This is a genomic window from Bradyrhizobium sp. ORS 111, assembly GCF_045571485.1.
Taxonomy (GTDB): Bacteria; Pseudomonadota; Alphaproteobacteria; order Rhizobiales; family Xanthobacteraceae; genus Bradyrhizobium.
The window spans coordinates 7,020,780-7,045,500 of record NZ_CP120701.1; the positions used below are offsets into that span (position 1 = coordinate 7,020,780).

The 24,721-nt window shown below is 65.5% G+C and carries 25 protein-coding genes; 9 read left to right on the top strand and 16 right to left on the bottom strand.

The window, feature by feature from the left end; translation table 11 throughout:
• Nucleotides 1-71: 71 nt before the first annotated feature.
• A complete protein-coding gene (locus P6U30_RS32320; RefSeq protein ID WP_407166790.1) occupies nucleotides 72-1,196 on the bottom strand; it encodes an alkene reductase in 1,125 nt (374 codons plus the stop codon).
• 102 nt (nucleotides 1,197-1,298) lie between these two features.
• Here P6U30_RS32320 and P6U30_RS32325 point away from each other — a divergent pair, with 102 nt between their 5' ends.
• The gene (locus tag P6U30_RS32325; protein ID WP_407148536.1) at nucleotides 1,299-1,682 is read left to right on the top strand and encodes a winged helix-turn-helix domain-containing protein; all 384 of its coding nucleotides are present in this window, start codon (nucleotides 1,299-1,301) and stop codon (nucleotides 1,680-1,682) included.
• 277 nt (nucleotides 1,683-1,959) lie between these two features.
• Here the strand turns inward: P6U30_RS32325 and P6U30_RS32330 are convergent, their stop codons facing one another.
• A complete protein-coding gene (locus tag P6U30_RS32330) occupies nucleotides 1,960-3,456 on the bottom strand; it encodes an aldehyde dehydrogenase family protein (RefSeq protein ID WP_407166791.1) in 1,497 nt (498 codons plus the stop codon).
• A gap of 201 nt (nucleotides 3,457-3,657) precedes the next feature.
• Here P6U30_RS32330 and P6U30_RS32335 point away from each other — a divergent pair, with 201 nt between their 5' ends.
• Nucleotides 3,658-4,509 (top strand): SDR family NAD(P)-dependent oxidoreductase, encoded by an 852-nt coding sequence (locus P6U30_RS32335; RefSeq protein ID WP_407166792.1) that lies wholly within the window; start codon nucleotides 3,658-3,660, stop codon nucleotides 4,507-4,509.
• 292 nt (nucleotides 4,510-4,801) lie between these two features.
• On the opposite strand, the gene P6U30_RS32340 is transcribed toward P6U30_RS32335, so the two are convergent.
• Both P6U30_RS32340 and P6U30_RS32345 read right to left on the bottom strand, forming a co-directional pair.
• Nucleotides 4,802-5,008, bottom strand: coding sequence for a hypothetical protein (locus P6U30_RS32340; protein ID WP_407166793.1), 207 nt, complete (start codon nucleotides 5,006-5,008; stop codon nucleotides 4,802-4,804).
• Nucleotides 5,009-5,252: 244 nt separating this feature from the next.
• Entirely contained in the window at nucleotides 5,253-5,600 is a 348-nt protein-coding gene (locus P6U30_RS32345) for a hypothetical protein (protein WP_407166794.1), read from the bottom strand.
• Nucleotides 5,601-5,651: 51 nt separating this feature from the next.
• Between P6U30_RS32345 and P6U30_RS32350 the strand changes: the two genes are divergently transcribed.
• On the top strand, nucleotides 5,652-6,257 hold the full coding sequence (locus tag P6U30_RS32350) for a TetR/AcrR family transcriptional regulator (protein ID WP_407166795.1): 606 nt from the start codon (nucleotides 5,652-5,654) through the stop codon (nucleotides 6,255-6,257).
• A gap of 364 nt (nucleotides 6,258-6,621) precedes the next feature.
• Here P6U30_RS32350 and P6U30_RS32355 read toward each other — a convergent pair whose 3' ends face one another.
• Nucleotides 6,622-6,993 (bottom strand): cupin domain-containing protein, encoded by a 372-nt coding sequence (locus P6U30_RS32355; RefSeq protein WP_407166796.1) that lies wholly within the window; start codon nucleotides 6,991-6,993, stop codon nucleotides 6,622-6,624.
• A gap of 61 nt (nucleotides 6,994-7,054) precedes the next feature.
• A complete protein-coding gene (locus P6U30_RS32360) occupies nucleotides 7,055-7,684 on the bottom strand; it encodes a hypothetical protein (protein WP_407166797.1) in 630 nt (209 codons plus the stop codon).
• 182 nt (nucleotides 7,685-7,866) lie between these two features.
• On the opposite strand from P6U30_RS32360, the gene P6U30_RS32365 reads away from it, so the two are divergent.
• Nucleotides 7,867-8,307 (top strand): hypothetical protein, encoded by a 441-nt coding sequence (locus P6U30_RS32365; protein ID WP_407166798.1) that lies wholly within the window; start codon nucleotides 7,867-7,869, stop codon nucleotides 8,305-8,307.
• A 152-nt stretch (nucleotides 8,308-8,459) separates the two neighbouring features.
• Here P6U30_RS32365 and P6U30_RS32370 read toward each other — a convergent pair whose 3' ends face one another.
• The 3 genes from P6U30_RS32370 to P6U30_RS32380 form a co-directional block, all read right to left on the bottom strand.
• The gene (locus P6U30_RS32370; protein WP_407166799.1) at nucleotides 8,460-8,873 is read right to left on the bottom strand and encodes a Rieske (2Fe-2S) protein; all 414 of its coding nucleotides are present in this window, start codon (nucleotides 8,871-8,873) and stop codon (nucleotides 8,460-8,462) included.
• Nucleotides 8,874-8,939: 66 nt separating this feature from the next.
• Nucleotides 8,940-10,052, bottom strand: a complete 1,113-nt coding sequence (locus P6U30_RS32375) for an amidohydrolase family protein (RefSeq protein ID WP_407166800.1) — start codon at nucleotides 10,050-10,052, stop codon at nucleotides 8,940-8,942.
• A gap of 105 nt (nucleotides 10,053-10,157) precedes the next feature.
• The gene (locus P6U30_RS32380) at nucleotides 10,158-11,222 is read right to left on the bottom strand and encodes an amidohydrolase family protein (protein ID WP_407166801.1); all 1,065 of its coding nucleotides are present in this window, start codon (nucleotides 11,220-11,222) and stop codon (nucleotides 10,158-10,160) included.
• A gap of 244 nt (nucleotides 11,223-11,466) precedes the next feature.
• Here P6U30_RS32380 and P6U30_RS32385 point away from each other — a divergent pair, with 244 nt between their 5' ends.
• Entirely contained in the window at nucleotides 11,467-11,949 is a 483-nt protein-coding gene (locus P6U30_RS32385; RefSeq protein WP_407166802.1) for a hypothetical protein, read from the top strand.
• A gap of 28 nt (nucleotides 11,950-11,977) precedes the next feature.
• On the opposite strand, the gene P6U30_RS32390 is transcribed toward P6U30_RS32385, so the two are convergent.
• Nucleotides 11,978-12,685: a DJ-1/PfpI family protein gene (locus tag P6U30_RS32390; RefSeq protein ID WP_407166803.1), complete on the bottom strand. Its 708-nt coding sequence runs from the start codon at nucleotides 12,683-12,685 to the stop codon at nucleotides 11,978-11,980.
• 54 nt (nucleotides 12,686-12,739) lie between these two features.
• Here P6U30_RS32390 and P6U30_RS32395 point away from each other — a divergent pair, with 54 nt between their 5' ends.
• The gene (locus tag P6U30_RS32395) at nucleotides 12,740-13,735 is read left to right on the top strand and encodes a GlxA family transcriptional regulator (RefSeq protein WP_407166804.1); all 996 of its coding nucleotides are present in this window, start codon (nucleotides 12,740-12,742) and stop codon (nucleotides 13,733-13,735) included.
• Nucleotides 13,736-13,808: 73 nt separating this feature from the next.
• Here the strand turns inward: P6U30_RS32395 and P6U30_RS32400 are convergent, their stop codons facing one another.
• Together P6U30_RS32400 and P6U30_RS32405 are read right to left on the bottom strand one after the other, a co-directional pair.
• On the bottom strand, nucleotides 13,809-14,357 hold the full coding sequence (locus P6U30_RS32400) for a carboxymuconolactone decarboxylase family protein (protein WP_407166805.1): 549 nt from the start codon (nucleotides 14,355-14,357) through the stop codon (nucleotides 13,809-13,811).
• A gap of 119 nt (nucleotides 14,358-14,476) precedes the next feature.
• A complete protein-coding gene (locus P6U30_RS32405) occupies nucleotides 14,477-15,391 on the bottom strand; it encodes a LysR family transcriptional regulator (protein ID WP_407170594.1) in 915 nt (304 codons plus the stop codon).
• Nucleotides 15,392-15,506: 115 nt separating this feature from the next.
• Between P6U30_RS32405 and P6U30_RS32410 the strand changes: the two genes are divergently transcribed.
• From P6U30_RS32410 to rnk, 3 genes are all read left to right on the top strand, one after another.
• Nucleotides 15,507-16,070, top strand: a complete 564-nt coding sequence (locus P6U30_RS32410) for a chromate transporter (RefSeq protein ID WP_407166806.1) — start codon at nucleotides 15,507-15,509, stop codon at nucleotides 16,068-16,070.
• Nucleotides 16,070-16,600: a chromate transporter gene (locus tag P6U30_RS32415; protein WP_407166807.1), complete on the top strand. Its 531-nt coding sequence runs from the start codon at nucleotides 16,070-16,072 to the stop codon at nucleotides 16,598-16,600. The genes P6U30_RS32410 and P6U30_RS32415 overlap by 1 nt, the downstream gene beginning before the upstream one ends.
• A gap of 391 nt (nucleotides 16,601-16,991) precedes the next feature.
• Nucleotides 16,992-17,405, top strand: coding sequence for a nucleoside diphosphate kinase regulator (gene rnk, locus P6U30_RS32420; RefSeq protein WP_407166808.1), 414 nt, complete (start codon nucleotides 16,992-16,994; stop codon nucleotides 17,403-17,405).
• Nucleotides 17,406-17,701: 296 nt separating this feature from the next.
• On the opposite strand, the gene P6U30_RS32425 is transcribed toward rnk, so the two are convergent.
• From P6U30_RS32425 to P6U30_RS32440, 4 genes are all read right to left on the bottom strand, one after another.
• On the bottom strand, nucleotides 17,702-18,370 hold the full coding sequence (locus P6U30_RS32425) for a hypothetical protein (protein WP_407166809.1): 669 nt from the start codon (nucleotides 18,368-18,370) through the stop codon (nucleotides 17,702-17,704).
• A gap of 95 nt (nucleotides 18,371-18,465) precedes the next feature.
• Nucleotides 18,466-19,044: an invasion associated locus B family protein gene (locus P6U30_RS32430; protein ID WP_407166810.1), complete on the bottom strand. Its 579-nt coding sequence runs from the start codon at nucleotides 19,042-19,044 to the stop codon at nucleotides 18,466-18,468.
• Complete coding sequence (locus tag P6U30_RS32435; RefSeq protein WP_407166811.1) at nucleotides 19,041-23,135, bottom strand: beta strand repeat-containing protein; 4,095 nt, start codon at nucleotides 23,133-23,135, stop codon at nucleotides 19,041-19,043. Before P6U30_RS32435 ends, P6U30_RS32430 begins: the two co-directional genes overlap by 4 nt.
• Nucleotides 23,136-23,480: 345 nt before the next feature.
• A complete protein-coding gene (locus tag P6U30_RS32440) occupies nucleotides 23,481-24,353 on the bottom strand; it encodes a helix-turn-helix domain-containing protein (RefSeq protein ID WP_407166812.1) in 873 nt (290 codons plus the stop codon).
• Nucleotides 24,354-24,721: the final 368 nt, after the last annotated feature.

Below are 24,721 nucleotides of genomic sequence, written 5' to 3' on the forward strand. Positions count from 1 at the left end.
GGGAACGGTCGATCCGCAGATGCGAGACCCCGGATTGCGCTGCGCTCCATCCGGGCCACGAAGCTACAGGATCACGCCTGCGCCATCTCGTCATGAACGGGATAATCCGTGTAGCCCTTCTCCTCACCGCTATAGAAGGTGGCGCGGTTGTAGGGCGTCAGCGGATAACCGCGCTGCAGGCGGCGCGGCAGGTCCGGATTGGAGATGAAGTAGCGGCCAAACGCAATTGCATCGGCATGGCCTTCGGCGACCGCGCTCTGCGCGCTCTCGCCGCTGAAGTTGCCGGCCGTCATCAGCACGCCGCTCCACATCGGACGGTACAGCACCATCGCCGACGGCACGTTCTGCCGGTCGACCTCCGCACGCCCGGTGCCGGAGGCGCGGGGCTCGATGAAATGCAGATAAGCAAGCCCGAGCTTGTCCAGCGCCTTGATGGCGTGACTGTAGAGCGGCATCGGATCGGCCTCGCCGCTGCCGTTGGCGATGCCGTAGGGCGACAGCCGCACGCCGACGCGGTCGGCGCCCCAGACATCGATCGCGGCCTGCGTCACCTCGAGCAGGAAGCGCACGCGGTTCTCGATCGAGCCGCCATATTGATCGGTGCGGAGGTTGCTGCGCGACTGCAGGAACTGCTCGATCAGATAACCGTTGGCGCCGTGGATCTCGACGCCGTCGAAGCCGGCGACGAGCGCGTTCCTGGCCGCCTGGCGATAGGCCTCGACCATCAGCGGGATCTCGCGGGTCTCGAGTGCGCGCGGCGTCTCGTATTCGACCACCTTGCCATCAGCCGTCATCGTCTTGAGCTCGGCGATCGCCACCGCCGACGGCGCAACCGGCAGCGCTCCATCAGGCTGATATGAGGAGTGCGAGACGCGGCCGACGTGCCAGAGCTGCAGGAAGATGAACCCGCCCCTGGCATGCACGGCGTCCACCACCTTGCGCCAGCCCGCGATCTGCGCCTCGGTGTAGATGCCGGGGACGCCGGGATTGCCGAAGCCGGTCGCGGCCACCGGCGAGGCCTCGGCGATGATCAAGCCGCCGGGTGTGGCGCGCTGCGCGTAGTATTCGGCGTTGAGCGGTCGCGGCGCAAGGCTCGGCTTTGCCGCCCGCATCCGCGTCAGCGGCGCCATCACGACGCGGTGCTTGAGCTGATAGGGACCGATCTTGAGCGGAGAGAACAGCGACGGAGGATTCATGCCTGCCCCGAATATGTGGTTTTCCGTTATGTAACGGGTTCATCTTGTTCGCAAATGCCACTAGTGGCAATCTGGTTGCCAAGGCGAGAAAGCAGACACTCCATGCCGAAATCGAGCGCCACATCGCTGCCCTCCCTTAGCCTCCGCATCGATCTCGATGCCGAGGACCGGATCGGGCCGGGCAAGATTCAGCTCTTGGAAAACATCCGGGAGTGCGGCTCGATCTCCGCCGCCGGTCGCGCCATGGAGATGAGCTACAAGCGTGCCTGGGACCTCGTCGACGAGATCAACCGCATCTGCCGGCAAGCCGCGGTGGAACGGCAGACCGGCGGCAAGAATGGCGGCGGCGCGATGCTGACGCCATTCGGCCTCTCGCTGGTGGCACGCTACCGGAAGATCGAACGCGATGCGGCGCTCGCCGTGCGCAAGGACCTCGAGGCGCTGCGTAGCGACATCGGCAAGCCGAAGAAGGCCGCGGGACGGTAGACGCAAGAACGGCGGCCGTCGCAGGGGCGCGTTGTGAAAATATCGAAAACAACCCCATGCAAAGGAGCCGGCGGCGGCCGGCGTTCGACAGAGCAGCTTGACGCGTCGGGCAAATCAGCGATATATTTCTAATATTCCGAAACCATGCATTCATTGGCGTGACGGGCTTCCCTCCGCGAGCGCGCCGAACGTTCAGACCTATACCCCCTCACCCGGATTGCATCTTGCGATGCAATCCGACCTCTCCCCGCAAGCGGGGAGAGGTAAGAAGCACCGCCTAACCCGTCTTGATCCAGACCGCCTTGACGTTGAGATACTCCTCGACGTGCTGCTTGCCGGACTCGCGGCCGTAGCCGCTCATCTTGTAGCCGCCGAACGGCACCGCGGGGTCCATCGCCTGGTAGCAATTGACCCAGACCGAGCCGGCGCGCAGCGCTTTTGCGACCTGGTGCGCCTTGCTGACATTGGTGGTCCACACCCCCGAGCCGAGCCCGAAGGTCGTGGCATTGGCGCGCTTGATCAGTTCGTCCGGATCCTTGAACGAGATCGCCGAGATCACCGGCCCGAAGATCTCCTCCTGCGCAATGCGCATGTTGTCCTGCACATTGGCAAACACCGTCGGCTGCACGAAATAGCCCTTCGACAGCGCGCCCTCGGTGAGGCGACCGCCGCCAGCGACGGCCCGGGCACCTTCCTTCTGGCCGATCTCGAGATAGCCGGACACGCGCTCCATCTGCTGCTGCGACACCAGTGGACCGATCTGGGTGTTGGGATCGAGGCCATTGCCGACCTGAAGCTTCTTGCCGAACTCGGCGACGCGGCCGACGAATTCGTCATAGACCTTCTGCTCGACAAACAGCCGCGTGCCGGCGCTGCAGATCTGGCCGGAATTGGCGAACACGGCCATCGCCGCACCCGGCACTGCCGCATCGAGATCGGCATCCGCGAACACGATGTCCGGCGACTTGCCGCCGAGCTCGAGCGAGACGCGCTTGAGGTTGCCGGCCGACGCGCGGATGATCGACTGGCCCGTGAGGTGCGAGCCGGTGAAGGCGACCTTGTCGACATCGGGGTGCGATGCGAGCGCCGCGCCCGCAGTCTCGCCATAGCCCGGCACGACGTTGACGACGCCCGGCGGAATGCCGGCTTCCATGCAGAGCTCGGCGATGCGCAGCGAGGTCAGCGGCGATTCCTCGGCCGGCTTCAGCACCACGGTGCAGCCGGTCGCGATAGCAGGACCGATCTTCCAGATCGTCGCGGTCAACGGCCCGTTCCACGGGATGATTGCGCCGACCACGCCGATCGGCTCCTTCAGCGTGTAGGAGAAGATCTCGCCGGGCAGCGAGTTCTCGATGGTCTCACCGTGGATCGCGGTGGCCTGGCCCGCGTAATAGCGCAGCATGCCGAGCGCGCGCAGCTTGTTGCCGCGGGTGCGGCTGATCGGCGCGCCCATGTCGAGCGTATCGAGCTGGGACAATTCCTCGAAATTGGCCTCGACGAGATCGGCGAGCTTAAGCAGCAGGTTCTGCCGCTCATAGGGCTTGACCTTGCTCCATGGACCTTCGAAGGCGCGGCGCGCCGCGGCAACCGCGCGGTTGATGTCTTCGGCGTCGCCCTCGGCGACGGTCGCCAGCAATTCACCGGTGGCGGGGTTGTGCGTCTCGAACCGCTTGCCGGAGGCGGCGTCGATCCATTTGCCGTCGATCAGCATCTTCTTGTAGGAGCCATCGGCATATGGATGGCGCGTGATCGGAACAGCCTGCGAAACAGCCATGTTTGCACTCCCTGTCAATGTCGGCTGAGATCGTTTGAAAGCGTTATATCCTGCACTCTACAGCGCAGGCTGGAAACCGTAAAGCCGAGCCGGCGTTGAAGGGGACAGCGCGCATGAAAACCTCCCATGCGCCCACGCGCATCGTGCATGCGTTATGCTAGCGTTGCGAATGTCAGCCACATATGTGTCCGGAGACTGCCGATGCCCCATCCCGTGATATCGTCCAATCATGTTGCCGTGATCACCGGCGGCGCCTCCGGCATCGGGCTTGCGGCCGCGCTGCGCTTTGCGAAGGCCGGAGTGAAGGTGTGCATCGCCGATCTCGGCGACGACCGGCTGGCAGACGCTGCGACAAAACTGTCATCTGCGGCACCGGGCGGTACATCGAGCATCATGACGGCGGCAGTCGACGTCAGCCGCGCCGATGAGGTCGCGAACCTCGAGGCGACCGTGGCAAAGCGGTTCGGCGGCACCGACATTCTGATGAACAATGCCGGCATCCAGCCCGGCAGCACGATGTTCGGACCATCAGACCAATGGCAGCGCGTCCTCGCCGTCAATCTGTGGGGCGTGATCAACGGTACGCAGGCGTTTGCGCCCAACATGATCAAGCGCGGCAAGCCGGGGCTGATCATCAACACCGGCTCCAAGCAAGGCATCACCACGCCGCCCGGCGATCCCGCCTACAACGTCTCCAAGGCAGGGGTGAAGGCGTTCACCGAGGCGCTGCAGCACGAGCTGCGCAACACCGATGGCTGCAAGATATCAGCGCATCTGTTGATTCCGGGCTTCGTGTTCACCGGATTGACGGCGCGCGGCCGCGCCGAGAAGCCTGCCGGTGCCTGGACCGCCGAGCAGACCGTCGACTTCATGATCGAACGGCTCGAGGCCGGCGATTTCTACATCCTGTGCCCCGACAACGACGTGCCGCGCGCGCTCGACGAACGCCGCATCCTGTGGGCGGCCGGAGATATCGTCGAGAACCGTCCGGCGCTGTCGCGCTGGCATCCGGATTATGCGGATGCATTCGCTGCGTTCGTGAAGTCGAAGTAGGCAGTTTTGTAGGCCCTCGCATAGGATGGACAAAGCACAGCGTGCCCACTTTCACGAGTACGCCGGCAATGGTGGGCACGCTTCGCTTTGCCCACCCTACGCTCCTGCAAGGACAGGGGCAGTTCCAAGTTCACGTTTGCGCAGTGTCATCACTCGCGCATGCGGGTGGTCCAGTATTGAAGAAAGTGGATGAGTGCCAGGTCAAGTTCGGTCCAGTGCGCTCACCCACTTTCACTTTCGTTCAACGCGGGTCGGCGGCTTCACGCCGGTCCGAACTCGCAATGATGGCAGCCTACAATGTTTCCTGCTTGTGGCCGCACTGCTTGCAGGCGAATTTGACGCGGGACTGGCCTCTGTCCGCCTGCACGCGGTTCGGCGCGCCGCATTTGCCGCAGACGGCCTCGATCCGGGTCATGCCCTGCTTGACGACGAGGTTCCGCTTTTCCATGGTTTCGCGGATCAGGCGCTCGGCCTCCTCACGCATCGACTGCTTCGACATCAATCCACACCGGTCGTTGGTTCGCGCGCGGGGTCATAGCACGATCGCATGAAGCTTTGACAGCGGAGATGTCGCGCGAGGCGGCTCAGATTGTCAGCCGATCAATCGACCGCGGGATGCCAAGGCTGAGCCACTATGCAGAGCGATCCGGCGATGCCATCGCGGATCTCGCGTCACTTGGCCTCGGGCGTCAGCGCCAACAGCCGTCGCACCACGCCAGCGCTCCTCGCAGCGAAGGATGGATTCACAAGCGCCTCAGAGCAACCTGGTGACAATGGATTGCTTCGCAGAGCCCGTCATCGGGCGCGCATTCGCGCGACCCGGTGGACGCAATTCGATCGAGGTTGGCATCATCGCCGACCCGCCATCGCAAAAGCGGCGAATGAATCGCCCGCCGCTTCCGGCTCGCGGCACCTCGGATATCTCCCATCAGCAGGCGCCCGGGCATCGCGTCCTCGATAATGTTTACGAGCTTGCCGCTCTCCTCTGCTGCGGTGACGGCGCCGCAAATCAGCGCAAAACGGCTTTGAACATTTGGTCGCGTCCTGTTATGAGCATTGCTCATGTTGACGTTATACCAATCCTTGAACATTGCTCAAGATATATTGAGCAATGCTCATGCGCGATTAACGGCGAGCGGATCATGTCCAAGGCCATGGAAAGACGCGCTAAATTGCGCGAGGCCCTGATCGAGGCGGCGGAACGCGCGATCGCGGCGAAGGGTCTCGGCGGCCTGAAGACACGCGAGCTGGCGCAGGAAATCGGCATCGCCAATGGCGGCGTCTACAATCTGGTCGGGGACGTCGACGAGCTGATCCTGCGGGTAGGCTCGCGCACCCTGGCGCGCCTCGATGCCTCGCTATCGCTCGCCGAGATCGGCGGCGGTGCGGCGCCGCGCGAGATGCTGGTGCGGATTGCGGTCGCCTATTGCGATTTCGCCGCCGACAATCTCGAGCAGTGGCGTGCACTGTTCGAGCACCGCATGCAGCCCGGCAAGCCGGTGCCGGAATGGGCTGTGACCGAGCAGATGGATTTGTTCCGGCACATCTACAAGCCGCTTGCCGCGCTCTTCCCGCATCGCTCGCCAGCGCAGATCGGCGTCACCGCGCGCAGCCTGTTCTCCGCCGTGCACGGCATGGTCGCGCTCGGACTGGAGCAGAAGCTGGTCGCGCTGCCGACCGGCGCGCTGCGTAGCGAGATCGCGACGTTGACGCGCGCGATGATCGACGGCCTGATGACGAAGAAGTAATCGCGCCGGCGTTCGGCTTTTAGAGCGGGATGAGTTTGGGTTGAATCCACTCGCGGCGGCTTCCGTCGACCTCTCCCTGTCGAGGACAGGGCTATCGCATATGCCGCCTCGGGCGGCTGCGCACGTCCTCGGCCTCGTGGTTCGAGACGCGCCGCAAGCGGCGCTCCTCACCATGAGGGTTTACTAGTGTGCCGCAAAACAGGACCTCATCCTGAGGAGCCCGCCAAAGGCGGGCGTCTCGAAGGATAGGCCACAGGGCATTTTTCTCCCAAATGCAATTGCCCTACCGTCAGGGAGAGGTGGCGTCCGCCGCGATTTCAGATCAAGCTAATCCCATCATGCCTCGCGGCGCCTGGCCCTGCCCTCATGGCTCCAGGGTGTAGGAGCGCCCCGGTTCGAGCGCGTAGATGGTCAGAAAGCGCAGCGGGCGCTCCGGATCACAATTGCGAAAATGCGTGTGTGGAAGGTCGGCACGATCCTGCAAGGTCTCGCCGGCGCGATATTGTCGCGGAGCGTCGCTGCCATAGGCGGACTCGGCGACACCTTCGACGATGAAGACCACGCCTCCGACGGGATGCCGGTGAAGCGGAGCGACGCCACCGGGCGGATACGTCACCTCGGCCACGACAAGCTCGCGATCGTCGCCGGGCAATGCGAGGCGCTCGAGAATCTTGCGCGTGACACCCGCAAAACCGGATTGTTGGACGCGTGCCTGATCGTTGCTGTTTTCACCCATTGCCCATTTCCTCTCGTCTCCATGACCCCGCCGAACCTCGATCGGATCGCGGTGCTGCTGACTATGGCGACGCCTCATCGGGGCAACAAGATGCCACCTCGATGACCGCGCATGAAACACGAACCGTCTGCAATGTCGTTGCACGTGGGAGATGGCCGGCGCGGCGGCTGAAGCTCTTGCCTCCCGTGCATCCGCGTTGCAAGATTTCGCGCGGACTGCCCGCCGGATTGACATAGCTGCTATTGCCGCCGCCCAAACCCTGCTTCAGCGAGTTCTGCATGAGAATGAGGATGTCGACGACACGATTGCCGAAGCTTGCCTCGGTCGCACTCGTCATCGAAGCAGCAAGCGTCATGCCGGCGTCTCCGGCACCGGCCCCTTCCGAATGTTCGATGTCGGTCACGCTGGCAAATTGGGGTGAAAATTCGAGCGGCGACATCGACGTGACGTCGGGAGAAAGCTGCCTGTTTCCCATCGGGATTCGCGGCACGATCACCGCCTCGGCCATTTCGCAGAAGCCGTCGCACGGCAAGTTGAAGAAGCTCAACGCCTCGACGTTCGAATACAAGCCGAAGGCCAAGTACAAGGGAAGCGACACGTTTGCCATCAAGGCAACGGGCCAGGGGCCGACGGCTTCGGGCACATCGGTCATCACCGTGCGTGCGACGATCAAATAGCCGTCGCGATCCACTCGACAGCGCGCACTTCAGCTTCGCCAGTTCAGCGGCATTTGCTTTCGCGGAGCAGCCGCGCCTGCTTCCCGTGGCGCAGCAGGGCACGGATTCGAAATGGCTGAACACCGTCACAAACTTGACCGTTGGTCGGCGCAATCTTGCCAAACATCGTCGTCCGGGCCTCTCGCGAACGTGATGATTGGCCGACATCATGGAATTGAAACCTCGGCGCTTCGCCACCGTTTCCGATGGGACGGAGAGCGTCCGGGATGGAGACGAGGTGAGAGGTTATTGGCGCGCGACATTGGCTGGGTTCACCGCGATCATTGCGGTGCCGATGTGCGCGATCCATCCGGCGCACGCCCATGATCATCGGCACCCCGAATTGAATGGCTGGTATGAAAGCCTGCACAGCGGCAAGGGACCATGCTGCGACGGCAGCGATGCGAAACGCCTCGACGATGTCGATTGGGACGTCAAGGACGGGCATTACCGCGTGCGCATCGACGGCGAGTGGGTGGACGTTCCCGATGAGGCCGTCGTAGACGGACCAAACCGCGCCGGTCATACCATCGTCTGGCCCTATTACCTGAATGGTCATCCGAAGGCGCGCTGCTTCATGCCGGGAAGCATGGGCTGATCGCGCATGGCGATCGGCAAGATCCAGACCTCCAAGATCCAAAGCGTGATGAGATTAGCTTGAGCTGGAACGGCGGCGGTGCTTCACCTCTCCTTTGGGAGAGGTGAACCGAACGCGTGGCCAAAACCGATTCAATCTACATTCATCGCGCTTTAGACTTCGACGATGACGTAGTTGTCTTCGATGTGCACCGGAAACGTTTCGGCGACATACGGCCCCTTCTGCAATTCCTCTCCGCTCTCGACCGCCACCGGATAGGAGCGGATTCTGAAGCGGGCCGGATCGAACCAGGACTGGCCGTTGCGCATGTCGAATTCCCAGCCATGCCACGGGCAGCGCAACATCTCGCCGACGCGGTCGCGCTGGTAGATGCCGGGTTCAGGCGAGGTCAGGCGCGCGACGCAGGCCGCTTTCTGGAGCGGCGCGCCCTCATGCGGACAGCGATTGAGCAGCGCGAAGAATTCGCCATTGACGTGGAACACGACGATGTCGCGGCCTTCGAGGCCGAAGACCTTGTTGCCGCCTGCGGGGATATCGCTGGTACGGGCGACGATGTGACGGGCCATCTCGATCCTCAAAGCGTTTTCAAGCGAAGTGGATTCCGGTTCGCGTAAAGAAAACGCGTCAAAAAACTAGAACTTGTAAACGGCGCGGGCGTTGCTGTTGAAGATCTTGCGCCGCTCGGCTTCCGTGAGCGGCGTCTTGAACGCGTAGCGCGCGTCGTCATAGTCCCAGTGCGGATAGTCCGACGAGAACAGCAGGCGATCGATCCCGACCCATTCGATCAACTGGCGCAGGTGTTTTGCCTCATCGGGCTCGTCGATCGGTTGTGTCGTGAACCAGAAATGCTGCTTCACATAGTCGCTCGGCCGGCGCTTGAGATGCGGCACCTCGCTGCGGAAACGCTCGAAATGCTGATCCATCCGCCACATCGCCGACGGAATCCAGCCGAAGCCGCCCTCAATGAACACGATCTTCAGCTTGGGGAAGCGCTCGGGGATGCCCTCGAGCACGAGGCTCGTGAGCTGCGAGGCCACGGTATGTGCGTTCGATTGATGCTCCTCGCAGTAGTAGGACGGCCAGCCGCCGCCGGTCGGCGCATGCCCGCCATAGCCGCCGACATGGATGCCGAGCGGCAGGTCGAGCTCCTGCGCGCGGGCGTAGATCGGCCAGTAGCGGCGGCGTCCGAGCGGCTCGTTGGCGCGCGGCGAGACGTTGATCTGGATATATTCGCCTGATTTGGCGCAGCGGTCGATCTCGGCAATACCGAGATCGTCGCCGTCCTGCCCGACCAGGATCGAGGCCTTCAGCCGCGGATCGCGGTGCGACCAGAAGGCAAGCTGCCAGTCGTTGATGGCGCGCTGGATCGCGGCACCGAATTCCAGGTTCTGTTGCGAGAAGATGAAGAGGTCGAGCACCTGCAAAATGCCGAACTCGACGTCGAACGGATCGAGATGCTGCCTGCGCATGAAATCGAGATCGGAGCCCGGCACGCCACCGGTCGGCGGCCACGCATCGCGGCGCGCGATCAGCGGCGAGGAGCGCGGATAGGGCGTGGTGCCGATATAGGGCGTCCGCAGATGACTGCCGTAGTCCTTCAGATGCTGCTGCCAGCGCTTCGGCAGGAATTCGTTGAGGTCGCTGTGCGCGTGAATGCTCGGATGGATGTCGCAATCGATGATCTTCAGCCGTGTTGCGGCGGTCTTCTCTTCCTCGAGCATCGGGCGGTCGATGACGTCACTCATGCGATCCTCCTGTCATGTGAAATGGTGCAACCTTCACCTCTCCGCCGGGGAGAGGTGGAGCACACCACCGACGTCGCGAGCGTTCGTTCCACCATCATCATGGCTCTACGCATTCAGTTTCAGCCGCGGGAAGGTTTCCAGCGGATTGTCTTCGCACATCCGCGCAACGATGCTGGCAGGCAGATGCGGCGGGATCGGGTCGTCGCCGTCGAACTGCCAGTGCGGATAATCGGACGCGAACAGGAACATCTTGTCGGAGCCGATCTGGTCGATGACGTCGGCCACACCGGTCGCATCGGGCGGGCCGTCGAACGGCTGCATGGTGACGCGGAAATGGTCGCGGATGATCGAGGCGGGCTCGCGCTCGACCCAGGGCACCTCGACGCGCACGCCGCGCCAGGTCTTGTTGGCGCGCCACATGAACGCCGGCAGCCAGCTCACGCCCGACTCCATCAGCACGACCTTCAGCCCCGGAAACTTCCCGAACACGCCCTCATAGATCAGGCTCAGCGTCTGCGCCTGGAATGCCTGCGCTTCCGCCAGATAATATTCGTAGCGGTAGGACGGCCAGCCGATCGAGCTCGGGGCGGTGCGGTAGGCGCTGCCGGCGTGGATCGCGATCGGTAGCTGGTATTTCTCCGCGGCCTGATAGATCGGCCAGTAATGCCGCCGCCCGAGCAGCGTCTCGCCTTGCGACAGCACCAGCACGGACACGAAGCGGTGGTCGCCTGCCCTGCGCTCGATCTCCTCGACCGCGAGATCCGGTGCCTGGATCGGCACCACGATCGAGGCGCGCAGCCGCTTGTCCTTGGTAAGCCACTCGGCCGCGATCCAGTCATTGATCGCCTTGCAGAAGCCGGCCGCCATATAGGGATCGAACACCGCCTGCGCGCCATAGACGACGTTGCAGATCGCGTGGCTGGCTCCAAGCTGGTCGAACGCGCCGCGCTGCACCATAGCGAGGTCGCTGCCGGGCTTGCGGCCGTCCGTTGGCCGCCAATCGGCGCGACCGCTCAAGGGCATCGACGGCGGATAGGAGTTGAGGTCGAGCCCGTCGATCGCGCGGCTGACCACCTGTTCCTTCCAATGATCGTCGAGATAGGGCAGCAGCGTGGTGCGCGTTCCTCCCACCGCGGGATGGATGTCGCAGTCGATGCGCGTGGCCGCCATGGCGTTCCTCGAACCTTGATTTTCTTCCTCTTGATTGTTGGCGGCATCGCTGCCGCAGCCTGCGACTGTGGCCCCAATGGACCGATCCTGCAAGCCGATCGGCGCGGAGCCGGTCTGTGATATCCGCGCAGCCGCCGTCGCACGCGAAGTTTTCGGATCGTGTGAATGGCGTCACGATGTCGGCGCATGAACCATGGTAGCGGGTTCCGCGTCGCGGAAAGCGCATTTGTCACAGGAGACCAGGATGAAGTTTGGAAGACCGATGATCCTCGCATGCGCATTGTCGCTGGCCTCCGTCTCCGCCGCATCGGCGGCAAGCTCGGCCGCCTCGGGCTCGGTGGCGCTGGCGCTCGCCGGAGTGGTTGCGCCCTATTCCTCCTTGCCGATTGCGCAGAAGAAAGCGGTCGCCGCGCTCTTCAACGGCGACAGCAAGGTTGCCCATGCGAAGGCAATCACCGTGACCGCGGACAAGATCGCCTGCCGCGCCAGCAATGTCGACATCACCTCGCGCTCCTGCGAGCTGACCTTTGGTCCTCGCACGCGCAGCATAAAGGGCCGCGCGGCGAACGAGATCTTCGCCACCGAGGCGCTCGCCGGCGTGCCCTCCGACGGCGCCGCCGGTACGATCTACGAGAGCCTGACCAAGCTGTCCTGCGCGCTCGATCCAAAGGTGATCAAGCAAAACGGCGGCGGCGGCGCCGACTGCACGTTCCAGCCGGGGAACTAGCCGGCGGTCCGAGGCGCCTGGCGCTCGGCTATCCCTCGACCAGGCCCAGCCTGGCAGCGATGCGTCGCGCGGTATCCTCTCGCTGGGCCGTGATCGCCTGTACGGCCTGCCGGGCCTGCTGAAGGATTGCCGGCGGCGCCGTCTCAGGCGTGCCGCTGTCGAAGGGCGGCTCCGGCGCGTACGCCATGTAGAGCTGGATCGCCCGCGCGGCATCCTCGCCGCGCAATTCGGCCGCAAGCCGCAGAGCGCCGTCGATGCCGGCCGTCACTCCGGCGGCGAAGATATAGCCACCATCCACCACCACGCGTTCGTTGACCGGTATCGCGCCAAATAGCGGCAACAGGTGAAACGATGCCCAATGGGTCGTCGCCCTGCGTCCCCTCAACAAACCGGCGGCTCCGCACAGCAACGCGCCGGTACATACCGAAAAGATGCTGCATGCACCGGCAGCCTGCCGCCGGATCCAGTCGACCACCTCGGCATCCTCCATCAGCGCTTCCTGGCCGAACCCGCCCGGCACGTGCAACACATCGAGCGGCGGCGCTTCAGCGAGTGTGGCGTCAGGCGTCAGGCGCAACCCCTTGATATCGCGCACCGGCGCCATGGTCTTCGCGTAGATGCGATAGGTCGAATTCGGGATCCGCGACAGCACCTCGAACGGGCCCGTCAGGTCGATTTGATCGACCGCCTCGAACAGCAGCGAACCGATTTGCAGATGAACGTCATGAGGAATCATCGGGCCTCCCGCTCGGCTATGGACAAAGCGAGCCTATCGCGGCACGCTTCCGTGATGCCGCCAAACTCCCCTCGCTTCTCGCCAAACGGGAGCCGTCTGGTCGAAGTGCTCGCCTATCCGGCAGTGCAGTTGCTTGACGTCACCGGACCGCTGCAGGTGTTCGCGTCCGCCAATGCATTGCTGGCGAAGGCCGGCAACGCCGAGCCTTACACGGTGCGGGTTGTCGCCAAAGATGGTCCCACGATCGAGGCATCGGCCGGCGTCGGTCTTGCCGTGCACTCTCTTCCATCCAGCGATGTTGCCGTCGATACACTGATCGTTCCCGGTGGCGACGGCGTCGACGCCGCGGCCGCCGATCGCGTCCTGCTTGACTGGATCCGCAACCGCGCCGGACAGGCGCGCCGCACCGCGTCGGTCTGCACCGGCGCCTTCTTGCTCGCCGCATCAGGCGTGCTCGATGGACGGCGCGCCGTGACCCATTGGGGATTCTGCGCCGAGCTCGCCCGCCGGTTTCCCGCGGTCCGTGTCGAGCCCGATCCCATCTTCCTGCGCGACGGACCGTTCTGGACCTCGGCCGGCGTCACCTCGGGCATCGATCTGGCGCTGGCGCTGGTCGAAGAGGATCTCGGCCGCGACGCGGCGCTTGCCATCGCCCGTTATCTGGTGGTCTTTTTCAAGCGTCCGGGTGGCCAGGCGCAGTTCAGTGAAATCCTGTCGCTGCAAGCAACCGGCGACAAGTTCGGCGCATTGCACGACTGGATCAGCAACCATCTGGCCGACGACCTGTCGCTTCCGACGCTTGCGAAGCAGGCCGGCATGAGCGAACGCAGCTTCAGCCGGCGTTACGCCGAAACCACCGGGCTGACCCCCGCCCGCGCGATCGAGCGGCTGCGGGTGGAAGGGGCGCGGCATCTGCTGTCGGAAACGCGCCTGCCGATCAAGCGGATCTCGCAGCGCTGCGGCTTCGGCTCCGAGGAAACGATGCGCCGCAGCTTCCTGCGCTTGCTCGCGACCACGCCGCAGGACTACCGGGCAAGGTTCGCCGGTTAGTCGGAGCTCCCAATTCAGACATGAAAAAACACGCCGGCTCCGCAGCCGGCGCGTTTTCGCCCGCCGTCATGCATCAGCCGTTCCACGCATGCGGCTGCCACGCCGCCTCCAGCGGCGGATTGGTCACGCTGCCGGTGTAGTTGGTGATGGTCGACGCCGCCACGATGGTGATCACTTCGAGCAGCAGCTCCTTGCTGAAGCCGGCCGCGAGGAAACGCTCGATGTCCCCTTCGTTGAGCCGCCCGCGCTTTTCGATCAGCGTCCGCGCCAATGTCGAGAGCGCGCCGAGCCCTTTGTCGGCCGGCGAACGGCCGGCGCGCATCGCCGCGACGTCGGCCGGATCGAGGCCCGCCTGCAGCCCGAGCGCCGAATGCAGCGCGACCGCCCAGGCGCAGCCGTTGGTCACAGCGTCCGTGAGCAGCACGGTCTGGATTTGCGGCTCGCTGAAGCTGCCGGCATGAACCTTGTCGAAGATGCCGATGAAGCTTTGAAGGAGCACGGGCGACGTTGCCATGGCGCCGGCGAGATTGGGGATCATCCCGAATCTTGCCTCGACCTCGCGCAAGGACGCCTTGGAGGCTTGAGGGGCGGAGTCGAGCGTGTGCACGGGAAAACGTGTCATCGGAATGGCCTTTCGCTGATGCTGACCCGAAGCGCCGGATGCTGGGCACCGTGTTCGGTAGAGGCTATCTAGAGGCATCACGGCGCGAGCGTTCGCCAAAGTCCCCACATTCCGCGCCATCACGCGCCGGCCCGATCCTTCACGCGCCGCGCGACGATGCCGAGCAGGCGGCCCAGCGTCCCGCTCGGCGGTCCCTTCTTGCGCGCCAGCGCAAGCGGGGCGACGAGACCGGCGGCGCGGTCGAGACGCAGATAAGCAACACCCGCGGTCTCGAGCCGCGCCATCGATTCAGGGACGATCGAGAGCCCGAGCCCCGCCGCGACGAGGCTCAGCGTCGACACCATCCGCGTCGCCTCCTGCGCCACCTTCGGGCTGAACCCGGCGGCACGGCAGGCGGCGATGATGCTGTCATAGAGGCCCGGCCCGGTCGGCCGGCGATAGAGGATCAGCGGCTCGTCGGCGAGCGCGCACAGCGGAATCCGGCGGCGCGAAGCCTTGCGCGCCCGCGGATGATGGTCCGGCAGCGCCACCAGCATCTCTTCGTTCAGGAGGTGAGTGATGGTGAGGCCCTCCAGCCGCTCGATCGGCGAGCGCACAAATGCGGCATCGAGGCGGTCGGCCTCGACCGCTTCGATCAGCTCGGTGGTGCTGGCCTCTTCCAGCGAGAGCGTGATCGCCGGCGCGCGCTCGCGCATTTCGCGCATCACGCCGGTGACGAAGGGATTGAAGGCGGCAGAACTGGTGCAGCCGATGGCGAGCTGGCCTTCCTGGCCCCGGCTGGCGCGGCGCGCGGCCTCGACCGCAAGGTCGACGTCGCGCAGGATCAAGCGCGCCTTGTCCACGAATGCACGGCCAGCGGCGGTCGGCTCGACCCCGCGCGGCTGCCGGCGAAACAACGGCGTCCCGATCGCGGCCTCGAGCGCGCGGATCTGCTGGCTCAGCGGCGGCTGCTGGATGCCGAGCCTTGCGGCAGCGCGGGTGATATGGCCCTCCTCGGCCACGGCAACCGCATAGCGAAGATGGCGCAGCTCGATCGTTCGGTCCGTCATATCCAAAGCATATGTATTTTGCGCTTTCCATATATTGGAAATTTGGCGCGTCGCAAATTAGGGTCGATTCGCAATCGATCGAACCGGAGCCGATCTACCCATGGATGCCGCCCCCACCGCCGAGGCGATCAAGCACGACTCGCCCAGTGTCGCCGACCTGTTCACGGGCTTCTTCGTCCTCGGACTGACCGGCTTCGGCGGCGTGCTGCCGCTGGCGCGCCGCATGATGGTCGAGAAGCGCGGTTGGCTGACCGGCGCGGAGTTCACCGACCTGCTCGGCCTCTGCCAGTTCCTGCCCGGCGGCAACATCATCAACATGTCGGTCGCGGTGGGGCTGAAGTTCCGCGGCATCCCCGGCGCGTTTGCCGCGATCCTCGGCCTGATCGCCGTACCGACGGCCGTCGTGATCGCGCTTGGCGTGGTCTATGACCGCTTCGAGAACGAGCCGATGGTCCGTCACCTGTTCGGCGGGCTGGCGGCCGCTGCGGCCGGATTGCTGATCTCGATGGCGATCAAGATCGCCTGGCCGCTGCGACGGGACATCGTCGGCTGGCTGATCGGCGCGCTCTGCGTGCTGGCGATCGCGGTGTTCAGATTGCCGCTGCTGCCGACCCTGCTGACGCTGGCGCCGCTCAGCATCCTCCTGAAGTCGAGACAGTCGTGATGAGTGGCACCCTGATCGCGCTGGCGCTGATCTTCGCCGAACTCTCGCTGCTCGCCTTCGGCGGCGGCAACACCATTCTGCCGGAGATGCAGCGTCAGGTGGTCGATGTCCATCACTGGATGACGGCGACCGAGTTCAGCGCGCTGTTCGCGCTGGCTCAGGCGGCGCCGGGACCGAACATGATGGTCGTGCCGCTGGTCGGCTGGCATGTCGCCGGCTTCGCGGGCGTAGTGGTGACATCGCTTGCGAAGTTCGGGCCGTCGTCGCTGGTGACGGGCATCGCGCTGCAACTCTGGGAGCGCTTCAAGGACCGGCCGTGGCGGCGCAAGGTGCAGGCAGGTCTCGTACCCGTCACCGCCGGCCTGGTGATCGCCAGCGCCATCGTCATCACCCACGCCTCGACCTCGAGCTGGAGCCTCGTGCTGATCGCAGCCGGCGTCGCGATCGCCACCACCGCGACCCGCATCCATCCGCTGCTCGCGCTTGCCGCAGGTGCAGTGCTCGGCCTCACCGGCATCGGTCAGCCGTGATGGCGTCGGCTCGCGGCCGTCACCAAGGCGGCCAGTGCATGCGCGCTTTCGCCGCAATGGCCACGCGGCCGCCAGGGGCTATGTTGGCCTTGCCATGATCTACACGTTGAGCACCGACACACGCATCGCGCGCCTCGTCCTGCGCGCCGGACGTCTGCACGCAGGCAATTAGCCGGGCGGCCATCGCGCGCGCCGTCCGGAGTCTCAACGTCATCAAAAATCGTTCGGTTTGGAGCTTTTTGCGGCGCGGGACGTTGGTGTTCCGCCCGCGGCACACATGGATCCGCGGCGACCCGCCGCGGACGAGCGGCAGTTCCGACAATCTTTGATCACACCGGGTTCCGACGACGACGTTCGGAGCCTTCAATCACGTCATTGCAGGGGAACAGACATGACCCGAAGCTTCAACTTGCCCGCTGCTTCCTTGCCTCCGATCACGATCGCGGCGAGCGAAGCGCAGCGTCTCAGTGCACTGGCCGATACCAGCATGATGGTGTTTCCGCGCGTGGCCCAGTTCCTCGCGCGCGAGACCGAGCGCGCCAAGATCGTCGCCGACGATGCCGATCTGCACGACGTGGTCCGCATGGGCTCACGGGTGCGCTATCGCGACGACGACACCGGCGACGTCAGGGAAGTGGTGCTGGTGTATCCGCACGAAGCCGATATCGCCTTGAAGCGCGTCTCGGTCCTGACGCCGGTCGGCGCCGCCTTGATCGGATTGTCGGTCGGGCAGGCGATCGCGTTCGAGACGCCGAGCCACCAGACGCGGTCGGTGACGATTCTCGGCGTCACGGATCAGGGCTAGGCGGGACGAGATTAGATCGAACCGGAACGGCGTCGGAGGTTCACCTCACCCCGATGGCAGGGCAATCGCATTTGCCGCGTTGGGCGGCTGCGCACATACTCGGCCTCATGGTTCGAGACGCGCCGCAAGCGGCGCTCCTCACCATGACGGTCTACTATTGTGCCGCAAAAACGAGACCTCATCCTGAGGAGCCCGCCAAAGGCGGGCGTCTCGAAGGATGGCCGGAGGCGCTCTTCTCCCAAATGCGATTGCCCTGTCCCCGATGGGAGAGGTGAACCACGTTTGTAGCCGGCCGATCAGCCCGCGACCCGCAGGGCCGTCACCGCGACGCAGGCATTGCCGAACGGAATCAGCATCACCTGCGCGCCGTTCGGCAGCGCGATGGTGGCGAGATCGCCGAGCGCGCCGTTCTGGCCGTTGAGCCTGGCGAGCTCGGCGGCAACGGTCGGGCAGCTCTCGGCGCGCGGCGTCACCCGCACCAGATTGCCTTCGCAGGATGATCCGACCGGCGCGGCGAACACGATGCCGGCGGCGCGCTGCGGCGCGGTGTTCTGAGGATTTTCGGTCGGCGTGAGCGCCACCAGGGACTGCACCGAGTGCGAATTGCCCGCCTTCGGGTCCCACTGCGACTGCGCGGTGTAGTTCGAGTTTGTCGCAAGGCCGCGCCCGAGGGTCCCGAACACGTTTGCGCAGGTGACGATGTTGCCCTGCCTTGCATGCTCGTCGAACACCGTCGGCTGTGGCTGCGCGGCCTGTTGCGGCTGAGCCGCGGCTGCGGGAGCTTGCTGCGTCTGCGCTTTCTGATGCGGCTTTGCGGCCGGCTTCTTGGCCGGCGCCGTCGCGCCCTGCGGCTGCAATGGCACCGGCTGCGTCGCGGTCTGGGCATAGCCGACGACGCCGACGGCGCTGAGCGCGGCCATCGCGACCGCCGCAAATATCAATGTAAGAGTCCGAATCCGTCGCATCGGCCGTTCATCCTGTTCAAGTGGCGGCCTCGTCTCACGGATATCCGTGCGCTCGAGCCGGATATCGGAACTCCAGATCCGCATACTGCTCCTCGTTACTTCAGTTTCGACAACACGCCCGACAACCCCTCGAGCGGCGCTTCCAGCACGACCGACCCGGCCTGCGGGATCTGGTAGGACACCCGGCACGGCGTCGCCGCACGAATGTGCCGCTTGAGCACGTTGCCGATCGCGACCGTGGCGAAGCAGAAGCTGGCATCGCAATGATCGGTCTGCGCGACGATGCGATCGGGCGTGTTACCCATGGCAAGCTCGATCGGCTGCCCGGTGCCGGCGCCGGCGGGAATACGCATCACCATCAGCGGCTTGCCGTCGGCGGTGGCGATCAGCGACCAGTTGAAGGCGACCGCGCCCTGCGCGTTGACGATCGACTGCGTGACATTGCAGACGCGCCGCTTCGACTTGAGGCTCTCGTCGCAAATCAATGTCCAGTTTTTGAACGGCTGGATCATCCGCCTGAATTCGCCGAGCGTTTCGCCTTCCGGCACCACCACGTCCGACGGCTTCACGGCGTAGCCGGATGGCGGCGCGGGCTGTGCGCCCGCGCTCGCTAGTCCGGGCAGCCAGATCGCCAGAGCCAGGCATGCCAGCCGTCTCGTCGCCCGCAACGTCAATTGAGGGTCAGGCTCAGGCCGGCGCTGACGCCCCAGTCGCCGCCGGCGGTGGTGGCCGATGCGTTGCTGCGCAGGCGGCCGTTCTCGCTGGTGTAGCCGAGGCCGAAGGCGAGCGCGCCCTGGCTGCGCCAGACGCCGCCGCCGGCCGATGCGCTCAGCTTGCCCGGCCGGTCGTCATAGCGCAGCGATGCTGCCGCCATGCCGATCGCCGCGGCGCGCCAGGCATCCTGCCGCACCTCGCCGATCTGACCGTTGAGCTGCGCGAACGCACTGTTGAGCTGATTGACGTTGACCGCGTCGGTGCCGGCGACGCCGGGTGCCACGTTGCTGATGGTCACCGGCGCGCCGTTGCCGCTGTTCAGCGTGAGCTTGTTGGTGGTGCCGCCGGAGCCGTCGCTATCGTAGTGGATCGTGCTCGAGGCGAGCGTCTGGAGCTGGCTCACATTGACCGCATCGGTCGGCGCGGCGCCCGCGGCGACATTGGTGACGCGGCGCTCGGCGCCGGACGAGCCGACCGACACTTCGCCGGTCGCCACGCCCGCGACGCTCTTGCCGACAACCGGCGTATAGGCGGCATCGCTCAGATTGGCCGTCGTGGTGGCGTTGGCGCCGAGCGCCAGCGAATTGGCCTGCGTCGCCTTGGCGCCGGCGCCGATCGCGACCGAATTGTCGGCCGATGCGGCCGAGCCGTTGCCCATCGAAATCGCGTTGGCGCCGCTCGCGACCGACTGCGGTCCGATCGCGACGCTCTCCGCACCGGTCGCGATGGAATCCGCCGCGGTCGAATTGGCGTGGAAGTATTTCACGCCGCCACCGCCGGTCGAGATGTTGTTGACGGTGGTGTAGAGACTGTCGAGCGCCGTGTTGGTGGCCCAGAGCTGGGAGCCGTTGATCGCATCCGTCGAGGTCGATGTGATCTGGCCCGCGGCGAGGTTGGTGATGGTGCGCTCCGCACCGGCGCTGCCGACGCTGACGGTCGAGGTCGGCGCGATGCCGGCGAAGTCGTAGGTGGTGCCGCCGATCGTGGTGCTCTTGGTCGCGACCACCGTCTGCGTGGTCGAGTTGGCGCCGAGCGCCACGTCGCCGGCCTGCGCCGTCGCCTTGGCGTTCGGACCGAGCGCAACGCTGGTCGGGTTCGTCGTCTGAGACCCTGCGCCGATCGACACCGACTGAATGCCGCTGGCCTGCGCATTGGTTCCGAACGCGATCGAATCGGCAAAGTTGGAGACCGAATTCTGGCCGATGGCGATGCCGCCGGGCGCCGTCTGCTGCACGGTGGCGCCAAAGCCCATGCCGATGCCGTTATCGCCGTTGACCACAGTGGCCGGCCCGACCGCGACGGAGTTGTTGCCGATCGCCAGCGAGTCCGCCAGCGTCGAGTTGGCGTGGAAGTATTTCGTTGTCGTGGTCGCAAATGACGACAGCGCGCCGGTGAGCTGCCGGATGGTGACGGCGTCGCTTGCCTCGGTGCCGTCGGCGACATTGGTGATCTGGCGATAGCCGGTCGCGTTGCCGACCGACACCGCGCCGAGCAATGTAAGATCGGTGGTGTTGTAGTCGACGATGGAGCCGCCGACCTTGCCGGAGCCGGGCGCAAGCGTGCGGTTCGACACCGAGCCGGAGCCGAGCGCGACGCCATCGGCGACCGTCGCCTGGGTATTGTAGCCGAGCGCGGTGGCATTCGCCGCGGTCGCCGATGCGGCCACGCCGGCCGCCATCGAGTTCACGCCGGTCGCGCCGTTGTTGTTGTAATTGGCCCGCTGGGTGCCGCCGTCGTTGACAGCATAATAATGCGTCAGGCCGTTGCTGACGACGGTCGAGAGGCTGTCGATCGCCGAGGTGGCGGCGAACAGTTGCGAGCCGTTGACCGCGTCGGTCGAGCCGTTGCTGATGCGTCCCGCAGCAACGTTGGTAATGGTGCGCTCGTTGCCGACCGAGCCGACGCTGACCGTCGAGAGCGGGTTGGTGCCAGCGAAGGTATAGGCGTTACCGGCAATGGTGATGCCGCCTGTGCCGACCGCCGTCGTGGTCTGGCTGCCCGAGCCGAGCGCGATATCGTTGGCATTGGCGGCGGTCGCGCCGTTGCCGATCGACACCGAGCCGCTGCCGGTCGCGGTCGACACCGGCCCGATCGCAACCGAGTCCGTTCCCACCGCCGAGGAGTCGGCCAGCGTCGAATTGGCATGGAAATACTTGATGCCGCCGCCGGTGGTGATGTTGTTGACGGTGGTGCCAATGGCATCGACCGCCTGGTTGGTGGCCCAGAGCTGCGAGCCGTTGATCGCATCCGTCGAAGAGTTGCTGATCCGTCCCGCGGCGACATTGGTGATGGTGCGCTCGGCGCCGAGCGCGCCGACGCTGACCGTCGAGGTCGGCGTGCCGCCGGCGAACGTATAGGTGTTGCCGTTGACAACCCCGCTTCCCGTACCGACCGCCGTGGCGGTGACGCTGCCGGAGCCGAGCGCGACGGCGCCGGCATTGCCGACGCTCGCACCGGCACCGAGCGCAATGGCGTTCGCGGCCGAGGCGTTGGCCTGGCTGCCCATGGCGATCGCACTGGCACCATTGGCGACATTGCGGTCGCCGATCGCCACCGCGCCCTGGCCGGTGACCGTGTTCTGATAGCCGATGCCGACCGCACCCTGCGCCGGCGTGCCGGCGGCGCCGACCGCCTGACCGCCGCCGCCCACCATGTTGGTGTTGCCCATCGCAACCGTGCCGTCGCCGGTCGCGGTGTTGTTGAGGCCGCTGGCGATGGCACCGTTACCTGTCGCGGTGTTGGGATCGCCGATCGAGACCGCGCCGTTGCCGCTGGCAACGTTGCCTGTGCCGACGGCGACCGCCTGGCCGCCGGTTGCCAAAGTGTTGGTGCCGATCGCGACGGCGTTGGCGGAATTCGCGACGGCGGTGTTGCCGATCGCAATCGCGCTGGCGGCGCTCGCAGCCGACTGGAAGCCGACGGCAAGCGAGTTGGCGCCGCTCGCATTGGCACTCACGCCTGTGGCGACCGAATTGGCACCACCGGAGTTCGCATTGTTGCCGAGCGCGACACCACCGGTCGCCGCGTTGCCAACGATAGCGCCCGACCCGATCGCGACCGAGCCGCCGGTGCTCAGCGCCTGCGCCTGATTGCCCAGGGCTACAGCGAAATCCCCGGATGCGGCCGCGGAGCTGCCTCCGGCAAATGAGTTGATCCCCGACGCGACCGCCTGCTTGCCAAGCGCGGTCGCGCTGTCCGCCGAGGCAACTGACGACCAGCCTCCGGTCCAAGCATAAGGGCCACTGGCCGTCGAGCTGACGCCGACCGCGGTGGAGTTTCCTCCGTTGGCAACGGCAAAGGTACCCAGCGCACTATCGCCGGCCTTGATGGCATTGGCGTCGACGCCGAGCGCGACGGAATTGCTGCCGCTCGAGACCGTGCCGGCGCCCAGCGCCATCGCGCCGCCGGGGCCTGACGCGTTGGCTCTCAACCCGAGAGCCACCGAATACTGCGTCGCCGAAATCGATTGACGTCCAATCGCGATGGCATCGACCTGGGATGCGGTCACATCCGTGCCGATGCCGATGGCACTCTGCGCAAGAGCACCCGTTCCAGCAGCCGTGCGCGAGCCAAGATAAAGCGAGTTCAATTGGGACGCGATCGACCCGAAGCCGATCGCGACGGCGTTCTGGGCGCCCGCGTTCGCGCTGCTACCTTGGGCGATGGAATCGCTTCCGGACGCCGTTGCTGCACTTCCAATCGCGATACCGCGCACCCCGCTTGCAGATGAACTCGTGTCGATCGCCACGGAATCGGTGCCGGTGGCACTCCCACCGCCGAGCGCCACGCTCCCGGCGGTTGCGTTCGAGGCGGCGACGACGACGGCGGCGAAGGCGCCGAGCATCGTCGCGACGGCCGACCCGCCGATGCCTAGCGTCCCGAGCCCCAATCGCTCACGCTTCACGCCGAGCGCCCGATGCGCCTGGCGCAACACCGCCAGCAGCCGGCGTCGCAGCGAGCGGCTGTCTCCATCACCATGCGCGAGCCAGCTCCGGACGAAGCCGACGCGTTGTGGCTTCACTGGTGCGATTGAGGTCCGCGCGACGGCCATGGTGAGTCCCCTTTGTGAGATCTTGTCCGCACGTCGGGAACGCTGCGCCATGGACCGAATGCGGGCCCGCCGGCCGCGCATATGGAGAGATCAAGACGGCGCGACGCGCGCACGCCTTCCGGTCCTGGCCTACGATGTGTCGAATTCAGCGAGCGCATCTTGCCACCCAGCGCTCGCCCGACTGCCCCACCAAAGTGCCCCGAGTCGTCATGGCGGACAACGATAGACACAATTTCGCCGCCGTCACTCCGCACGCCGTCCAAATAGATGGCAAATCGTCTCACAACTTGAACGATCCGCACGGCACACGGCAGGGCATGACGCCAGAATACAACTTACAATTGATCAGCGGCGCGCGCGTTCGCGCGCCTCGCGCGGGCTGACGCCGAACTCGCGGCGGAATGCGCGGGTGAAATCAGAGGCCAGCTTGAAACCGTGCCGGTGGGCGATCTCCTGGATCCGCCGACCGGGACTGCCGACCAGCTCGGCCTGCGCGGCGTGCAGCCGCTTGCGCATGATGTAGCCGGCGACGCCGCCGACGCTCTCAAATGCCCGGTACAGGTTGGAGCGCGAGATCCGCAATTGCTGCGCGACGCGATCCGGCGTGAGATCGAACTCGCCGAGGTGACTCTCTATATATAGGCGCGCGCGCTCGAACAGGACCGACTCGACGGAGCTGCGCGCCTCGCCCGGCCGGTCGGCCGCCGGCTGGAGGCACGCAGCGATCATCTCCGCGGTCGCCCGCCCGGCCTGCCGCAGCTCGTCCGGCGACATCTCGACCAGACGTACCACGAGCGTGTCGAGATAATCGGCCAGCAGCTCGATCAGATTGCCGGAGAGAATGCGGTTGCAGGCGCGATCGAACTGCTCGGCGACGCTCGCGAACGCGCTGCGCGGCAGCGTGAGCAGCAGGCCATCATAATCGGTGATGCGGCCGCGAAGATCATTGTTGAGCGGGATCAGAAAGATCGCGCCCGGCTCGGCGTGAATCGTCTGCCCGCCGGTCTCCAGCCAGACTTCGCCGGAGCGCACGCGGAACAGCGCCCAGGCGTCCACTGGAGCGCGGCGCGAGGCTGCGCGCGTGCGCGTGAATGTTTGTGCGGCGAAGTGCCCTGATGACAGCACCAGGTTGCCCAGATTGCAGGCAATGTATTCAACCTCGAAGCCTTGCGCGGGGCTGCGGCCTTCCGGCAGCGCGACATCGAGCCACGGAGCCATCCGTGCCTTCCAGACATCGAACTGCTCCGCCGGCGGATAAGGCCGGGTCGAGACCAGTCGCGGCGGCGCCGGGGTTCGATCGCTTATGTCACGGGGCGCGCGCGGAAGCGGCACCTGTTGCAGGAGCTTCGCCGCGCGTGCGAGTCTGTCACCGTTACGTTGCATGCATTTTCAACCGCCGCTGTCGCAAACGACGAACGTTGGCGCAGCGGAAGCGCAGTCCTATAAATTGGCGTCGCCGGCCCCCGACAGCACGGCGAACGTCAGATCGACGAAGAGAGCAGTATGTGAGAATGCGGGCCATCGCCCCGACTATGCCGGCCGCTCCTGATAAGGCCGACGCAGGTTCCTGCGATAGTCGTGCTCGT

Bases quoted from the DNA above. Each gene is read 5' to 3' on its own strand.
- P6U30_RS32425 (WP_407166809.1), bottom strand. From the start codon at position 18,370: ATGCGACGGATTCGGACTCTTACATTGATATTTGCGGCGGTCGCGATG.
- P6U30_RS32325 (WP_407148536.1), top strand. From the start codon at position 1,299: ATGCCGAAATCGAGCGCCACATCGCTGCCCTCCCTTAGCCTCCGCATC.
- P6U30_RS32390 (WP_407166803.1), bottom strand. From the start codon at position 12,685: ATGATTCCTCATGACGTTCATCTGCAAATCGGTTCGCTGCTGTTCGAG.
- P6U30_RS32330 (WP_407166791.1), bottom strand. From the start codon at position 3,456: ATGGCTGTTTCGCAGGCTGTTCCGATCACGCGCCATCCATATGCCGAT.
- P6U30_RS32350 (WP_407166795.1), top strand. From the start codon at position 5,652: ATGTCCAAGGCCATGGAAAGACGCGCTAAATTGCGCGAGGCCCTGATC.
- P6U30_RS32320 (WP_407166790.1), bottom strand. From the start codon at position 1,196: ATGAATCCTCCGTCGCTGTTCTCTCCGCTCAAGATCGGTCCCTATCAG.
- P6U30_RS32435 (WP_407166811.1), bottom strand. From the start codon at position 23,135: ATGGCCGTCGCGCGGACCTCAATCGCACCAGTGAAGCCACAACGCGTC.
- P6U30_RS32355 (WP_407166796.1), bottom strand. From the start codon at position 6,993: ATGGGTGAAAACAGCAACGATCAGGCACGCGTCCAACAATCCGGTTTT.
- P6U30_RS32345 (WP_407166794.1), bottom strand. From the start codon at position 5,600: ATGTTCAAGGATTGGTATAACGTCAACATGAGCAATGCTCATAACAGG.
- P6U30_RS32335 (WP_407166792.1), top strand. From the start codon at position 3,658: ATGCCCCATCCCGTGATATCGTCCAATCATGTTGCCGTGATCACCGGC.
- P6U30_RS32410 (WP_407166806.1), top strand. From the start codon at position 15,507: ATGGATGCCGCCCCCACCGCCGAGGCGATCAAGCACGACTCGCCCAGT.
- P6U30_RS32380 (WP_407166801.1), bottom strand. From the start codon at position 11,222: ATGGCGGCCACGCGCATCGACTGCGACATCCATCCCGCGGTGGGAGGA.
- P6U30_RS32340 (WP_407166793.1), bottom strand. From the start codon at position 5,008: ATGTCGAAGCAGTCGATGCGTGAGGAGGCCGAGCGCCTGATCCGCGAA.
- P6U30_RS32385 (WP_407166802.1), top strand. From the start codon at position 11,467: ATGAAGTTTGGAAGACCGATGATCCTCGCATGCGCATTGTCGCTGGCC.
- P6U30_RS32370 (WP_407166799.1), bottom strand. From the start codon at position 8,873: ATGGCCCGTCACATCGTCGCCCGTACCAGCGATATCCCCGCAGGCGGC.
- P6U30_RS32400 (WP_407166805.1), bottom strand. From the start codon at position 14,357: ATGACACGTTTTCCCGTGCACACGCTCGACTCCGCCCCTCAAGCCTCC.
- P6U30_RS32375 (WP_407166800.1), bottom strand. From the start codon at position 10,052: ATGAGTGACGTCATCGACCGCCCGATGCTCGAGGAAGAGAAGACCGCC.
- P6U30_RS32395 (WP_407166804.1), top strand. From the start codon at position 12,740: ATGCCGCCAAACTCCCCTCGCTTCTCGCCAAACGGGAGCCGTCTGGTC.
- P6U30_RS32415 (WP_407166807.1), top strand. From the start codon at position 16,070: ATGAGTGGCACCCTGATCGCGCTGGCGCTGATCTTCGCCGAACTCTCG.
- P6U30_RS32440 (WP_407166812.1), bottom strand. From the start codon at position 24,353: ATGGCTCCGTGGCTCGATGTCGCGCTGCCGGAAGGCCGCAGCCCCGCG.
- rnk (WP_407166808.1), top strand. From the start codon at position 16,992: ATGACCCGAAGCTTCAACTTGCCCGCTGCTTCCTTGCCTCCGATCACG.